The 14883-nt window shown below is 65.4% G+C and carries 20 protein-coding genes; 18 read left to right on the forward strand and 2 right to left on the reverse strand.

The window, feature by feature from the left end; all coding sequences use genetic code 11:
• Positions 1 to 82 precede the first annotated feature (82 nt).
• Positions 83 to 1153: a phage portal protein gene (locus ODI_RS15225; RefSeq protein WP_082985261.1), complete on the reverse strand. Its 1071-nt coding sequence runs from the start codon at positions 1151 to 1153 to the stop codon at positions 83 to 85.
• A complete protein-coding gene (locus ODI_RS15230; RefSeq protein ID WP_067752585.1) occupies positions 1150 to 2901 on the reverse strand; it encodes a terminase large subunit domain-containing protein in 1752 nt (583 codons plus the stop codon). Before ODI_RS15230 ends, ODI_RS15225 begins: the two co-directional genes overlap by 4 nt.
• Before the next feature lie 160 nt (positions 2902 to 3061).
• Between ODI_RS15230 and ODI_RS15235 the strand changes: the two genes are divergently transcribed.
• The 18 genes from ODI_RS15235 (at position 3062) to ODI_RS15320 (ending at position 14858) form a co-directional block, all read left to right on the forward strand.
• Positions 3062 to 3925 (forward strand): GPO family capsid scaffolding protein, encoded by an 864-nt coding sequence (locus tag ODI_RS15235; RefSeq protein ID WP_098020919.1) that lies wholly within the window; start codon positions 3062 to 3064, stop codon positions 3923 to 3925.
• A 29-nt stretch (positions 3926 to 3954) separates the two neighbouring features.
• On the forward strand, positions 3955 to 4995 hold the full coding sequence (locus ODI_RS15240) for a phage major capsid protein, P2 family (protein WP_067754939.1): 1041 nt from the start codon (positions 3955 to 3957) through the stop codon (positions 4993 to 4995).
• Positions 4995 to 5765, forward strand: a complete 771-nt coding sequence (gpM, locus tag ODI_RS15245) for a phage terminase small subunit (protein WP_067754936.1) — start codon at positions 4995 to 4997, stop codon at positions 5763 to 5765. The genes ODI_RS15240 and gpM overlap by 1 nt, the downstream gene beginning before the upstream one ends.
• Before the next feature lie 93 nt (positions 5766 to 5858).
• Positions 5859 to 6329, forward strand: a complete 471-nt coding sequence (locus tag ODI_RS15250) for a head completion/stabilization protein (RefSeq protein WP_067754932.1) — start codon at positions 5859 to 5861, stop codon at positions 6327 to 6329.
• Entirely contained in the window at positions 6329 to 6535 is a 207-nt protein-coding gene (locus ODI_RS15255; RefSeq protein ID WP_067754929.1) for a tail protein X, read from the forward strand. Before ODI_RS15250 ends, ODI_RS15255 begins: the two co-directional genes overlap by 1 nt.
• A gap of 3 nt (positions 6536 to 6538) precedes the next feature.
• Positions 6539 to 6862, forward strand: a complete 324-nt coding sequence (locus tag ODI_RS15260) for a hypothetical protein (protein ID WP_067754926.1) — start codon at positions 6539 to 6541, stop codon at positions 6860 to 6862.
• Positions 6859 to 7398 (forward strand): lysozyme, encoded by a 540-nt coding sequence (locus ODI_RS15265; RefSeq protein ID WP_067754923.1) that lies wholly within the window; start codon positions 6859 to 6861, stop codon positions 7396 to 7398. Before ODI_RS15260 ends, ODI_RS15265 begins: the two co-directional genes overlap by 4 nt.
• Positions 7395 to 7913: a DUF2514 family protein gene (locus ODI_RS15270; RefSeq protein ID WP_067754919.1), complete on the forward strand. Its 519-nt coding sequence runs from the start codon at positions 7395 to 7397 to the stop codon at positions 7911 to 7913. Before ODI_RS15265 ends, ODI_RS15270 begins: the two co-directional genes overlap by 4 nt.
• Positions 7910 to 8344, forward strand: coding sequence for a phage tail protein (locus ODI_RS15275; protein ID WP_067754916.1), 435 nt, complete (start codon positions 7910 to 7912; stop codon positions 8342 to 8344). The genes ODI_RS15270 and ODI_RS15275 overlap by 4 nt, the downstream gene beginning before the upstream one ends.
• Positions 8335 to 8805, forward strand: a complete 471-nt coding sequence (locus ODI_RS15280) for a phage virion morphogenesis protein (RefSeq protein ID WP_067754913.1) — start codon at positions 8335 to 8337, stop codon at positions 8803 to 8805. The genes ODI_RS15275 and ODI_RS15280 overlap by 10 nt, the downstream gene beginning before the upstream one ends.
• A 61-nt stretch (positions 8806 to 8866) precedes the next feature.
• Positions 8867 to 9490, forward strand: a complete 624-nt coding sequence (locus ODI_RS15285) for a phage baseplate assembly protein V (RefSeq protein ID WP_067754959.1) — start codon at positions 8867 to 8869, stop codon at positions 9488 to 9490.
• Complete coding sequence (locus ODI_RS15290) at positions 9490 to 9849, forward strand: GPW/gp25 family protein (RefSeq protein WP_067754910.1); 360 nt, start codon at positions 9490 to 9492, stop codon at positions 9847 to 9849. The genes ODI_RS15285 and ODI_RS15290 overlap by 1 nt, the downstream gene beginning before the upstream one ends.
• A 1-nt stretch (position 9850) precedes the next feature.
• A complete protein-coding gene (locus ODI_RS15295) occupies positions 9851 to 10783 on the forward strand; it encodes a baseplate assembly protein (RefSeq protein WP_067754906.1) in 933 nt (310 codons plus the stop codon).
• Positions 10776 to 11399, forward strand: coding sequence for a phage tail protein I (locus ODI_RS15300; RefSeq protein ID WP_067754902.1), 624 nt, complete (start codon positions 10776 to 10778; stop codon positions 11397 to 11399). Before ODI_RS15295 ends, ODI_RS15300 begins: the two co-directional genes overlap by 8 nt.
• Positions 11396 to 12520, forward strand: a complete 1125-nt coding sequence (locus ODI_RS15305; protein WP_067754899.1) for a phage tail protein — start codon at positions 11396 to 11398, stop codon at positions 12518 to 12520. Before ODI_RS15300 ends, ODI_RS15305 begins: the two co-directional genes overlap by 4 nt.
• A gap of 18 nt (positions 12521 to 12538) precedes the next feature.
• Positions 12539 to 12955, forward strand: a complete 417-nt coding sequence (locus tag ODI_RS15310; RefSeq protein ID WP_067754897.1) for a tail fiber assembly protein — start codon at positions 12539 to 12541, stop codon at positions 12953 to 12955.
• 141 nt (positions 12956 to 13096) lie between these two features.
• The gene (locus ODI_RS15315) at positions 13097 to 14275 is read left to right on the forward strand and encodes a phage tail sheath protein (RefSeq protein ID WP_067754894.1); all 1179 of its coding nucleotides are present in this window, start codon (positions 13097 to 13099) and stop codon (positions 14273 to 14275) included.
• 64 nt (positions 14276 to 14339) lie between these two features.
• The gene (locus ODI_RS15320) at positions 14340 to 14858 is read left to right on the forward strand and encodes a phage major tail tube protein (RefSeq protein ID WP_067754891.1); all 519 of its coding nucleotides are present in this window, start codon (positions 14340 to 14342) and stop codon (positions 14856 to 14858) included.
• Positions 14859 to 14883 lie beyond the last annotated feature (25 nt).

Raw genomic sequence — 14883 nt, forward strand, 5'->3', positions numbered from 1 at the left:
CGATCACCATGAAACACATAATGCGCCGAATCGGCGTATTCGTCAACAGTCTTGAACCCTAACCAGAACTGTGGACCGGCCGTCACGCCTGCCGTCGCGTGCCAGCCCCCTGGCTTTCCACGTCGGCCACCTCGACGGTGTACGGCTCGAAGCGCATGACCTCCATTCCCAGCCATTCATTCAGCTCGGTGAATCGGTCCTGCAGCGGCTTGATCTCGTTGCGCGCGAACACCTGGGCGGCAGGCATCACCGCCCCGAACCCGCCCGTGTTGCTTGGCACAATGCCCATGAGCTGCGGCGGCACGCGATGCGCGGCCAGCACGTCGTCACGCGTCACATTCTTGATGCTGAAAAACTCGTCTTTGGCGGCCACCTCGCTGAGCGGGATCACCTGCACGCCATCCTTCCCGCCGCCAGGCGAGTGCAGGAACAGGTTGCGGAAATTGCCCGGTCCCTTCGCGCTGCGCATCGCGTCGCGGATTTTGTCCACGTCCTCCACGTTGGTCTGCGTGTCGGACAGGTACAGAATGAATCCGGCGTGACTGCCGTTGTTGTAGTAGCGCCGCCGGAACAGCGTGGCCGACTCGTTAAGCCAGGCGCTTTGCAGCGTGCTGAGATATTCCGGCAGGCCGTACACCTCCTGATTGATATCGGCCTCGCGCAAGTGCCAGACGCTATCCGGTTCGAACTCATGCTCTATGCGTGACTGCGGCACGAAGAAGTAGGTGCCCGGCTTGACGCCTGGCCGCGTGAACTTCGCCAGCGAATGGCGCAACGACAAGACCCTGCCCGTCCGGCTGGTGCGCCGCTCGATGTAGGCGTTGCCGAACGTCAGGAAGTTGACGGCCAGCTCCTTCACCGTGGCCACGGGCAACAGCGGGTGCGGAATGTAGGTGCTGGCCAGCACGCCAGCCTTGAAGTAAATCGCGCTGCTGTGGTGCGTACTGGCGCGGAAGGACTTGGCCAGGCCTTCAAAGCTGATAGGCGGCTCATACCACCGGCCATTGTCCAGACATTCCAGGTAATCCAGGATGTCGCGCCGGTTCATCACGGGTTCGGCGTCATCGAACGAAAAGGCCTCCGCCGTCACGCGGCCGGTGGGTGCTGCGTGCGCCTGCATCGGCGCGCCACGATGATCGACAAGCATGGTCATGAAATGATCTCCATAGAAGCCCGGCCGGCGCTCTCGCCCGCCAGGGATTCATAGTCCAGTGAATGCATGCAGGCCCACGCAAGGTCAGCATGGCTGGTTTCCTTGGCGCGTCCTGCGGTGTAGGTGATGGCGTTGCCGCTGGCGGTGATGGTCTTGCGTATCGCCATGAACGCCGCCGCGATGTCGTTCATGCCGGCGTCGAAGAGGAAGCGCCCGGCGCGTATCAGCTCCTGCGCCTTCAGCACCATGCGCGTCTTCACCTCCGGGCTGTAGACGATCTTGCGCACACGCGGGAAGAACTTCTTCACCAGCTGATAGACGCCCTGCCCCAGGCCCGTGGCATCGATGGCGATGTCCACGACGTTGTAATCCTGCATGAGCTTCTGGATTTTCTCGGCCTGCGCCTCGAAGTCTTCACCGCGCAGCTGGTAGCGCTCCAACACGCGGAAAGCAGCGCCCGGCTTGTTCGGCAGGGCCATGACCACCAAGCCCGCGGAGTCACCATTCAGCGATGGGTCGTAACCGATGGAGACAGGGTGATGGCCGTAGCGACGCAGGCCGAACCAATTAACGTCGGTCCAATCCACCATGGCATCGACCATGCAGGACTGCATGACCTTGAGCGGGAACACGCTGGCCGTGTCGTCGATGAATTCGCACATGAGCAGGTTGGCGAACTCGTCGGGGCTGTACTCGATGCGCAGCTCATCGATGTCGAAGAGGTTGCAGCCGCCGGCCTCCGCGTCCAGGATCGTGACGATCTGCCGCCACCGTCGATCCGCTGCCAGCATGCCGTCCTTCAGCGCGGCATGGCTGACATCGATGGTCGCGCGCTCGGCCTTCGGGCGGCGCTTGTTGAACTGATCGCCGTTCCAGTGCGGGAAGGCCTCATGCGACATCGCGGACGGCGTGCTGAAGTAGGTCTTGCGGTACTGCTTGTGCAGCGCCATCGCGCTGGCGACCTTGTTCAGCTCGGTGAAGCGCGGCACCCAGAAGAATTCATCGAAATAGAAATTCCCATGGTGGCCCTGCGCCGTGCGCGCGTTGGTGCCCAGGAAAATGAGCTGCGCCCCGTTGGGCAACACGATGGGGTCGCCCTTCAGGTCAACGTCGGCATGCTCGCGGGCGAAGGCGATGATGTACTGCTTGAAGACGTGCGCCTGCGCCTTCGACGCGGACAGGAAGATTTGATTGCGCCCGGTGGCGATGGCATCGAGCAAGGCCTCACGGGCGAAATACCACGTCGCGCCGATCTGGCGCGACTTCAGAATCATGCGCGTGCGCTGATTCGAGTTGCGATGCCAGACCTTTTGATAGCCGAAGATTTCGCGCTCGAAGGCCAGCAGCAGCGCCGCCGCCTGTTCCTCGCTGATCGCGTTGCGCTCGGGCTTCTGCTTGGGAGCCGCATTGCGCCGCTCGATGTTCGGGTTCAGGTCGGATTCCCTGCCCCCGCTTTCATACCGCCGCACGCGTGTGGTGCGCTCAAGCTGGCGCCCTAGAAGATCGATCTCCTTGAAGTCGATCCCTTCCTTTTTCTCCTTCGCAATGAGCGTGGCCAGGCGCGTTTCCAGGCTGCTTTCGATCTTCTCCGCTGCGCTCGCTTCATCCCATTTGTCGCGGGTCTTCCAGCTGTGCACCGTCGTGCGCTTCTCGCCCAGCTCGCGCGCAATGGACGACACGCGCCACCCCATCCAGTAGAGGTGACGCGCGCGGCGGCGAGGGTCCAGAGGTTCGGTGATTTGCAACATGGACGCCATGCTGCCGGTAATCCTCGCGCGCGCGTGAAGAGCGCGCTTGTAGCAGGCGGATGCACACCCTTACATCGTGGCGCGGCGGCGGCGCAGCGGCCACCATGGCAACACTCATAGACCGCCACCACGCACACCAACTACCGAGCGAGATACCCCGATGAAATATTTCCGCATTGCCCAGGAAGGCCAGACCACCGATGGCCGCGTCATCGAACGCAAGTGGCTTCACGAAATCGCCGAAACCTACGACCCGAAGAAGTACGGCGCGCGTATCAACCTCGAACACATTCGCGGCCTGCTGCCGGACAGTCCTTTCAAGGCCTACGGCGATGTGGTGGCGGTGAAGGTTGTGGACAACGCCGAAGGCAAGGCCGAACTCTTCGCCCAGCTCGACCCCACGCCGGAACTCATTGCGATGGTGAAGGCGCGCCAGAAGGTCTACACGTCGATGGAGATCGACACCAACTTCGGCGACACCGGCAAATGCGGCTTGGTTGGCCTCGCTGTCACGGACTCGCCCGCCAGCATGGGCACGGAGTACCTGGCCTTCTGCGCTGGCATGAAGGACCAGACCGCCAATCCGCTGGCGAGCAAGAAGCAGAAGCCCAACAACCTCTTCAGCACCGGCCTGCCCGTCGTCATGGAGTTCAGCGCCGAGCCGGTGGCCACCGCGCCCGACGAAGTGACGACCAAGTTCATGGGCATGCTGAGCAAGGCATTCGGCGTCTTCAGCGGTCAGGCGGCACCCACCGCGACCGTGGCCCCGCCCTCCCCGCCCGCTGCCCTGCCCCCCGGCCTGGCCGGATTCTCCACCGATCTGCGCACCGCCCTGGAAACGTTCGCCACGGAAAAGGACGCGCAGCTCAAGACGGTGCGTGACGAGTTCGCGGCGTTCCAGAAAACCGCCGTCACGCGCGAAGAGTTCGACGCGCTGCGCAACCAGCTCGACACCACCGACCGCAACCACACCCAGCGCCCGCCGGCGACTGGTGGCAGCGGTGCCATTCAGACCGACTGCTAATCCCGATTCCACATCCCGGAGCAATTTCCATGCGTAACCCCACCCGCGTTCTTTTCGACCAGTACCGCGCGCGCGTCGCCCAGCTCAACCGCGTGAGCGACACGTCGACATCCTTTTCTGTCGAGCCCGCCATCCAGCAGACGATGGAGCAGAAAATCCAGGAAAGCTCCGCGTTCCTGACCTCCATCAACATGCCCATCGTCGTTGACCAGGTCGGCCAGAAAATCGGCCTGGGCGTGTCCGGCCCGGCGGCCAGCCGCACCGACACCACGGCCAAGAGCCGCGAGACGCGCGACATCACCGCGATGGACCCGAACGGCTACCACTGCGTGAAGACGAACTTCGACACGCACCTGAGCTATGCCAAGCTGGACGCCTGGGCACGTCAAAAGGCCTTCCAGAACATGGTCCGCGACGCGGTGCTCAAGCGCCAAGGCCTGGACCGCATCATGGTGGGCTGGAACGGTACGAGCGCCGCCGTGCAAACCAATCTGCAGCAAAATCCGCTGCTGCAAGATGTCAACGTGGGTTGGCTGCAGAAGATGCGCGAGCGCGCCGCCCTGCGCGTGATCCGCGAAGGTGCCGCAGCGGGCAGCAAGGTCCGCATTGGTAAGGGCGGCGATTTCGCCAACATCGACGCGGCTGTGTTCGATCTGGTCACGGCGCTGGAACCCTGGTTCCAGGATGACACGGAACTGGTGGCCATCGTCGGGCGCGGCCTGCTGCACGACAAGTATTTCCCGCTGGTCAACAACAGCGAAGCCGCCACCGAGAAGGTGGCCACCGACATCATCATGAGCCAGAAGCGCGTGGGCGGTCAGCGCGCCGTCGTGGTGCCCTACTTCCCGGCGGGCACGGTGTTCCTCACGCGCCTGGACAACCTGTCCATCTACGTGCAGGAAGGTAGCCGCCGCCGCCACATCAAGGACGCGCCCGAGCGCGACCGCGTGGAGTTCTACGAATCGTCCAACGAGGATTACGCCATCGAGGACTACGGCTGCGGCGCGCTGCTGGAAAACATCCAGCTGTTGGACGCGGAAGGCAACCCCATTGGCGAGGGTGGCGAGTAATGGCCGGCCTGGTCAAACGGCACCAAATGCGCGTGGCGGTGGCGATGGCCGCCGCTGCCGCGCCGGTGGATGCCGCCGCCCCGGATTCCGGCCCTTACCAGCTGATGATGCACGCGCTGGTGAACGACCTGCGCACGCTCAAGGATGTGCAGTCCATCGAGCGCAAGATCGCCCTCAAGCGCGAGATGCTGGACAAGTACCGCGACTACATCGAAAGCGTTCTGACGGCGGACAAAGGCGGTCAGGACGAGGTGGTCACCACCATCATGGTGTGGCTGCTGGACACGCTCAACTTCAGCGACGCGCTGGTGCTGGCGGAATATGTGCTTCGCCATGGCCTGACGCTACCTCCCAAGTACAACCGCGACGTGCCCACGCTGCTGCTGGACGAGATTTCGGACGCTGCGCTGCAGAAGCTGGTCCCGCTCGACGCCAAACTGCTGGGCGAGCTGACGCTTGCCCAGGCGCTCACGGAAGGCAAGGACGCACCCGACCAGGCGCGCGCCAAGCTGCACCGCGTGATGGGCGAAACCCTTACCGCCCTGGCCGGCGACCTGGCCGACGAGGACGCCCAGCGCATGGCGGCTGGTGCGCTTCAGCACCTGAACCGCGCCAAGCAGCTGGACTCCGCGGTCGGCGTGGTGAAGCTCATCGAGCAACTGGAACGCAAGATCAAGAAGGCCGAAGGCAGCGCCCCGCCCAGCGGTGGCAAGGAAGGCGACACGCCGACCGAGCCCCCCAAGGACAGGAACCCGCCGCCTCAGGCATAACCGAGTGCCCCCAACGCACACGGCGGCGCGGGGCTGAAGGTGGGCATTGCCCTACCGGACGCCCCGCCCACCGCCGGCCACCGACAAGCCGCCATGAGCTTCATTGCCACCGACCCCAAGCCAGCAGCCGAAAGCGTCATCACAAATGATGGCTTCTGGCCCGACGTGAGCCCGACCGACGCACGCGCCGCGATGCGGCTGGACACCGGCACCGTCACGCCCGGCCGCCTGCGCCATGCCCTCGTCACCGCGATGATCGAGGTGGGCGCTGACGTGGCGGATTGGGTGGATGCGCAGCGTGCGAAGGGATACACGACACATGCCCTGGTTCCCAGCCGCACGGCCATAGACGGCAAGCCGATGGTGCTGCACTCGTACCTGCAGGCGGTCTACAGCTACGCCAAGGCGTCGATCATCGAGCGCATGCGCGACTACGACGTGACGGCCGCCGGCCAGCGCAAGCCCGAGCAGCTGGAAGAAGCGCCGGCCGACCTTCGCCGCGATGCCTTGTGGGCTATCTCGCGCATCAAAGGCCGCTCGCGCGCCACGGTGGAGCTGATCTGATGCAAGCGCGCTCCATCCAAGGCGAGACGCTGGACGCCCTGTGCTGGCGTGTCCTGCGCACCACGCGCGGCGTGGTGGAGCGCGCCCTTGAAATGAATCCCGGCTTGGCTGACATCGGCCCCATCCTGCCCAGCGGCACGCTGGTGGAGCTGCCCGAGCCGACTACCGAACCGACGACGGCCCCGACCGTCAACCTGTGGGACTGAGACATGCCGCCCGATCTCGACAAAACCCCCGGCCTGCTGGAATCCCTGCCGCCCGGCATGCGCAGCGCTGGCAAGGCGCTGGTGCTGAACACCGTGGCAGGCGCGGGCGCGGCATCCCTGCCCACCGCCTCGGCGCAGACGCACCTGGCGGGCCTGCCTACGCACGATGGGCCGATGGTGTGGGGGCTGACCCTTACCCAGCTCGTTGCCGCGCTCACGGCCCTCTATTTCGTGCTGCAAATCGGCCTCCTGTGCATCCGCTACAGCCAGGAACTGCCCAAGCTGTGGCGACGCCTGCGCGGCAAGCGCGAAGGGGAAGAAGCATGAAGCTGGGACAGAAGATCATCGGCGGCGTGCTGGGTCTCATCACTGCCGGCGCGCTCACGCTCAACAGCGACGAACTGCAATCGCATCTCGGCCGCTGGGAGGGCGAGGGGCAGAACGTCGTCTATGCCGACAAGCTGGCGGGCGGCCTGCCGACCGTCTGCAAGGGCATCACCAAGTGGACAAGCCCGGACCCCGTCATCGTCGGCGACTACTGGTCTGACGAGCGCTGTGCCTGGGTGGAAAAGATGGTCGTGGAGCACGGGCAGTTGGAGCTGGCCGAGTGCCTGAACGTGTACATCACGCAGCCTATCTTCGACGCGCTCTCTGACTTCGGCCACCACTTCGGCAATCCCAGCGTCTGCGCCAGCCGCGCCGTGGGCCTCATCAACGCTGGCCAGGTTCGCGCTGGCTGCGATGCGCTGGCGCATGCCCCGAGCGGTCGCCCGGTCTGGTCCTACGTCGGCACGACCTTCTATCGCGGCCTGTACAACCGCGCCCTGTCGCGCCGGAGCATGTGCCTGCGAGGCCTCCAATGATTACCCGCCGCACGCAGCTCATCGCCCTGGCCGCTGCCGTGCTGCTGGCGGCATACCTGGCCTGGACGGTGCAGGGCTGGCGCATGGGCGAGGCGCTGGCCGAAGAACAACGGCTGCATGCCCTCACCCTCGCCGTGCATGCCGCTGCCGCCGAGTCCGCGCAGCGGCGCGAACGCGTTGAAGAGAAGCGGCGCTTTGCCGCGATGGAGACCCTACGACATGAAGCAGACCTTGCCCTGGCGGCTGCTGTGCAGCGTGAGCGTGATGCTGGCGCTGTGCGCCTGCGCGACGCCCTTGCCGACTACGCCGCCCGCCATCGAGCCCGCAGCAATTCCGCCCCTGCCCAGCCAGGCGCGCCAGCAGCCGACGCCATCGGCATGCTTGCCGTCCTGCTTGGAGAACTTGACGAAATGGCGGGCATCTACGCTGCGGAAGCTGACCGAGCCCGCATCTATGGAATGACCTGTGAGCGCGGTGCCGACTCGCTGACCGCTGGCCAGGTACCCCAGCCATGAAGAAGCCCATCGAGGTCCGCAATATGCTGCGCCAGGCCTGCCCTGCGTTCGCCGCCGACCCCACCAAGCTATCGGTGTTCGTGGATGAAGGCACAGTGCATTGTGATGGCCGCGTGTCCCTTTCCCATGAGTACCGGTACACCCTGACCATCATCGTCCAGGACTATTCCGGCGACCTGCACAACCTCGTCGTCCCGCTGCTGGCCTGGCTGCGCCTCTCCCAGCCCGAGCAGTTCGAGAACAAGGACCTGCGCGAGCGCATGTTTGCCATCGAGGTGGAGCTGCTGAGCGAGTCCACGGCAGATGTGGAAATCAAGCTGCAGCTCACTGAGCGCGCGATTGTGACCAAGGCCGACGACGGCACGCTGCACACCGACTATCCCGGCGAACCGCCGCATCCCGAGCTGGGCGAAGCCGATCAATGGCCGTGACCGCTGACGGCTTCGAGGACATCCAGGAATGGGCGGCCGCGCTCATGGCGCGCCTGGCCCCAGCCCAGCGCAGCCGCCTGAACAAACGTGTTGCCCAAGAGCTGCGCGCCAGCCAGGTCAACCGCATTGCCTCGCAGCGCAACCCTGACGGCTCGCCCTACGAGCCGCGCCGCGCCAAGAACCTGCGCGGCAAGAAAGGCACCATCCGCCGCAAGATGTTCACGAAGCTGCGCCAGGCCCGGCACTTGCGGGCCCAGGGCTATGGGGATTCCGCGGTCGTTGCATTCACCGCAGCGTCTGCCCGCGTGGCCCGCGTCCACCAATTGGGCCTGCAGGACAAGCCCCGTCCCAACACCCGCGCAGTGCGGTACGCGGTACGCCAGCTGCTGGGTTTCTCACGTCAAGACCGCGCGCTGATCCTGGATGCCTACGCCCACCACCTGAGCGGCGAAGGGCTGTAGAGCCGCGCAACACAAGCGCGGATACGTGCGCGCGCGAGGCCCGCCCTTCAAGATGGGCGGCATGGATACCGAAGACCTCCACCGGCTCATCGCCAACCTGATCCGACGCGGCACCGTCATGGCGGTGGACCTGACCGCCACGCCGCCGTGCGTGCGCGTGTCGTCGGGCGCGATGGAATCGGACTGGATGCCGTGGGTTGAAAACCGCGCGGGCGAGACAACGACGTGGAGCGCGCCCACCATCGGCGAGCAAGGAATCATCTTCAGCCCTGGCGGCGAGCCCGAGCAAGGCGTGTTTCTGCGCGGGATCTACTCCAGCACGATCCGCCCGCCGTCCACCAGCGCGGATGAGCATGTGCGCCAGTTCCCCGATGGCGCACGTATCAGCTATGACCACACCAGCGGCCACCTGCAGGCCACCGGCATCAAGACCTGCAACGTCGAAGCCAGCGAGCGCATCACCCTCAAGGCCCCGGACATCCTGCTGGATGGCCGCGCCACGGTGACGGACCTGCTGAGCTATCAGGCCGGCATGAGCGGCACCAACGGCAAGGGCAACAGCACCGCCATCACGGGCGACATCACGCACCACACCGGCAAGCTATCCAGCAACGGCGTCGTGCTGCACACGCACACGCATGGCGGTGTGCAGGGCGGCGGCGACAACACCCAGGGGCCGAACTGATGCCCGCCTATCTCGGCATGGACGCCGCCAGCGGCCGCCGCCTCACCGACGTGGACCACCTGTCGCAATCAGTGGGCAAGGTGTTGGGCACGGCCATCGGTACGCGCCTGCGTCGCCGGGCGTTCGGGGCGCGCGCCGCTGACCTCATCGACGCCCCGCTGAACGGCGTGGCCATCCTGCAGCTGTACACCGCCGCCGCCACCGCCCTCATGCGCTGGGAGCCGCGTATCAAGGTCCGCCGCGTCGTGCTGGACATCGACAGCGCCCGCGCGGGGCGCGCCACGCTGTACGTCTACGGTGAGCGCATCGCGGGCCTGTCCTCCCAGCCGTTCACCACCACCGTTCCCCTGAGCTACTGACATGGCCACGTCAACCACCATTGACCTGTCGCAGTTGCCGCCGCCCGACGCGGTGGAGCTGCTGGACTACGAAGAGATTCTGCAGCAGCGCCAGGCGCGTGCGATCGCGCTCTTTGCGTCGGAGGATCAAGACGCCGTGCGCCGCACCCTGGCGCTCGAATCCGAGCCCATGACGATCCTGCTGCAGGAGAACGCCGAGCGCGAGCTGATGCTGCGCCAGCGCGTCAATGAAGCCGTGCGCGCGGTGCTGCTGGCACACGCACGCGGCAAGGACCTGGAAAACATCGCGGCTGAGTACCACGTCGCGCGCCTGGTCATCACGCCCGAGGACACCAGCACCACACCACCGACGCCGGCCGTCATGGAAGACGACCACAGCCTGATGCTGCGCGCACAGGAAGCGTGGGAAGGCCTGTCCACCGCCGGGCCGCGCCAGGCCTACGAGTTCCACGCGCGATCCGCACACGGTCGCATTGCCGATGCCAGCGCGATAAGCCCCGAGCCCTGCGACATCCTGGTGTCGGTTCTCTCGCGCGACGGCGACGGCACGGCCGCCGGCGAGCTGCTGCAGGCCGTGCGCCTGGCGCTGAGCGAGGAAGACGTACGCCCTCTCGGCGATCGGGTGACGGTGCAGGCCTCGCAGATCGAGCCCTACGAGGTGCGGGCGGTCCTGTACATGAAGGGCCAGGGCCCGGGCCGTGAGCAAGCCCTTGCCGCCGCGCGCCGCGCCTGCGAGCTGTACGTCTACCGCGACCGCCGCCAGGGCGTATCCGTGTGGCGCTCGGCCATCAATGCCGCGCTGCACGTCGAGGGCATCAATCACCTGGACCTGCAGGAGCCTGCCGAAAACCTCGTGCTGAGCAAGACGCAGGCCGGCACCTGCACGGGCATCACGCTGGAAGTGCGCGACGTGGAGCCCACGCCCGATGCCTGACCGCCGCACACTCCTGCCGCCCGGCTCGACCGCGCTGGAGCGCAATCTGTCGGTCGCCATGGCCGACATCGAGGACGTGCCTATCCCGGTGCGCGACGTGCGACGCGCCGCGACTGTGCCCGCCCACCTCATGCCCTGGCTGGCCTGGGAACGATCCGTGGACCGCTGGGATGACAGCTGGCCCGAGGCCACCAAGCGCAAGGTGCTGGCCGACTCGCACCGCGTCCACCAGCTCAAGGGCACCGTGGGCGCGGTGCGTCGCGCCGTGGAGCCGCTGGGCTACCTGCTGGACGTGATCGAGTGGTGGGAAACGACCCCGCCCGGCCCACGGGGCACGGCACGCGTGGCCATTGGCGTGCTGGAACACGGCATCACCGATGCGATGTATGCCGAGCTGGTGCGCCTCATTGATGACGCGTGGCGCCTGAGCATCCACCGCACGGGCCTGGAAGTCCACATGGAAGCGCGCGCCGACCGCCGCGTGGCGGTGGCCAGCTACGACGGCGACGAGATGACCGTCTACCCCTACCAGCCTGGCCCCATCGAAATCACCGTGTCCGCGAAAGCGGCCGCGACTCACCACACCATCGACACCATCACGGTATATCCCCAATGAGCTATTACGGACTGCTTACCCCTATCGGGGCCGCGAAGGAAGCCAATGCCAAAGCGCTGGGCATCCCTATCCTGCTGACCCATATGGCCGTGTGCCACGGCAATGGCGCGGACCTCACGCCGCCCCAGCTCGTCAATGGCCTGATTGGCGAATGGCGGCGCGCACCGCTCAATCAGCTGTCCATCGATCCGCAGAACCCGGCCTATCTCGTCGCCGAACAGATCATCCCAGAGAGTGTCGGCGGGCAGTACATCCGAGGCCTGGGCCTCTATGACAGCGACGGCGACCTGTTCTATGTCGCCAACTGCCCGCCCACCTACAAGCCGCAGTTGAGCGAAGGCAGCGCGCGCACTCAGGTCATCCGCATGGTGATGGCGGTGGGCAGCCCGGCTAACTTCGAGCTGCGCATTGATCCCAGCGTCGTGCTGGCACCGCGCAGCTACGTGGACGCCGGCCTGGCCAGGAAGCTGGACAAGGACGGCACTGCCGTGGCGGCCGTCAAGCTGGAAACCGCCCGCCGCATTGGAATCAGCGGCGGCGTGACGGCTAGCGCGAAGATGTTCGACGGACGCGCGGACCTCGACCTGGAAGTGTCTGCCATCGATGTGAGCAAGGCGACGACCGGCGTACTCACTGTGCCCCGTGGCGGCACCGGCGTAGCAGAAATTGCAGCCGGGGAAGTGCTGATGGGCGGCGCAGGTAATACGCTGGTCCGGCGCACCATGGCCCAATTGCTCAATGAATTGGGCGGCATCGCTACCGAAGCCGAGGCCCAGGCCATGACCCGTAACGACCGATTCTTGACACCTGCCATGCTGAAGGCGGCCTTCATGGGTCCGAACTTGAACGCGGGCCCCCAGGGGTTTTTCCGGTATCCAAGCGGGCTGATCGAGCAATGGGGCCGCATCGACGTCGTCCCGGGCACGCGTTCACGCGTCACGTTCCCCATTACCCACCCGAACGCGCTACTCAATTTCCAACTGGTCAACCCCGCCGGCACGACTTCCGGGTATGCCGACCGATTTGCCGGCTGGCCTGAATTCTCGCTTGCCTGGGCGGACGTGGTTCTCAGCAATCAAGCGGGTCACGCAACCGTCTGGTGGCGCTCGCTCGGCGTCTAGACATAGGAGAACTTTCAAATGTTTTATATCGAATTCGACGCCAGCGGCCGTCTATGCGGCCGATACACCACCGCCATTCACGGAGAGGCCGTGCCGCCCCATGCCGTGGAGGTAGCCGACGAACTTTTCCGGCAGACCATCGCCGAAACTGACGGAACCTGGATGCTGGGCGCGGACGGCAGAATCACCAAAGTGCCGCTTCCGCCTCCTTCCAATGACAGCCTCGCAATGGTGGCCGACGCTGACCGTCAGGCACTCCTTGCCGACGCCGCTCTTCGCATCGCGCCGTTGCAGGATGCGGTGGACCTAGGCACGGCCACGGAGGAGGAGACGGCGAAGTTGCTGGCCTGGAAACGCTACAGGGTCGAGCTGAACCGCATCGAGCAGCAGGACGGTTATCCCCGCACCATTGGATGGCCCACGCCGCCGGCATGATGCCAACGCCCTAAGCATTCCTTAGCCCGCCTCGCGCGGGCTTTTTGTTGTGCTCGCCACGACAACCGCAACGACGTGCCCGCGCGCGCGCGAAACCTCAAACTGATCTGCATCTTCCAACACCCACCGCGAGGGTTCCACATGGCAACCGATCAATACCATCACGGGGTCCGCGTCGTCGAAGTCAACGACGGTACGCGCCCCATCCGCACTGTCTCCACCGCCGTGGTGGGTTTCGTCGCTATCGCTGACGACGCCGACGAAACGGTCTTCCCCCTGAACCGCCCTGTCCTGGCCACGAACATCATGGCCGCCGCCGGCAAGGCAGGCGACACCGGCACGCTGGCGCGCACGCTGGAGGCCATCGCCAGCCAGACCAACCCCGCCACGGTCATCGTGCGCGTGCCCAAGGGCGCCAACGAGGCGGAGACCACCAGCAATGTCATCGGCGGCGTCGAAAGCAATGGCCGCTATACCGGCCTGCAAGCGCTGCTTGCGGCGAAGACCAGCGGCCCGCTGGTGACACCCCGCATCATCGGCGCGCCCGGCCTGGACAGCCAGCCCGTGACCAATGCCATGGTCAGCGTGGCGCAGAAGCTGCGCGGCTTCGCCTATGCGACCTGCCACGGCGACACGAAAGAAGACGCCGCCGCATACCGCACCGACTTCGGCCAGCGCGAGCTGATGCTGATGTGGCCGGACTTCCGGGGCTGGGACCGTCGCACCAACGCCGAAGCCGATCTGAGCGCGGTCGCCGTGGCCCTGGGCTTGCGCGCCAAGATCGACCGGGAGACGGGCTGGCACAAGACCCTCTCCAATGTCGTGGTCAACGGCGCAACTGGCATTTCCCGCGATGTGTATTGGGACCTGCAAGAGCCCGCCACGGATGCAGGCTACCTGAACGAGAAGGACATCACCACGCTCATCAACCGCGAGGGCTTCCGCTTCTGGGGCTCGCGCACCTGCATGGGTCCGGCCAGCCTCTTCCCGTTCGAGAACTACACCCGCACCGCACAAGTGATCGCGGACACGATGGCGGAAGCGCATTTCTGGGCCGTCGATCAACCGCTTTCGCCCGGCCTGGTGCGCGACATCATCGAAGGCATCAACGCGAAGTTCCGCCAGCTCACCTCCCTGGGCTACATCCTTGGCGGCGAATGCTGGTACGACGACGAGCCCAACACCAAGGAATCGTTGAAGTCCGGCAAGGCCTTCATCGACTACGACTACACGCCGGTGCCGCCGCTGGAAGACCTGACCTTCCTCCAGCACATCACCGACCGCTACCTGCTGGACTTCTCGTCCCGCATCAACGGCTGACCGGGCTGCGCCGCGTGTGCGGCGCGCTCGCTACCTCTCACACTGAATACCGGAGCAAACCGCCATGGGCATGCCTTCCAAGCTCAAAAACCTCAACCTCTACAACAACGGCAGCAGTTACCTGGGCGTGGTGTCGTCGTTCACGCCGCCATCGCTCGCACGCAAGACGGAAGCGTGGCGTGGCGGCGGCATGATCGGGGCGGCCAAAGTCGACTTCGGCATGGACGACGACGCCATGCAAGCGCAGTGGAAGATTGGCGGTTACGTGCGCCAGGTCCTCGCGCAGTTCGGTGCGCGAACCCTGGACGCGACTCAGCTCCGCTTCGCGCAGGCCTACCAGAACGACGCGACCAACAGCGTTGACAACGTGGAAATCGTGCTGCGTGGCCGCCATTCCGAAATCGACCGCGGCGAAGCCAAGGCCGGCGAAGACACCGAGTGGAACATCACGACCGAGTGCGTTTACTACAAGGAGACGTTCAACGGCATCACGGTCCTGGAAATCGACATCATGAACGCGGTCTACAAGGTGGACGGCAACGACATCAACGAAGGCATCCGCATGGCCCTGGGCCTGCTGTAACCCCTTTCCCCTTTCAGGAGCAACC

Origin of the sequence: Orrella dioscoreae (assembly GCF_900089455.2) — a bacterium.
Lineage (GTDB): Bacteria > Pseudomonadota > Gammaproteobacteria > Burkholderiales > Burkholderiaceae_B > Orrella > Orrella dioscoreae.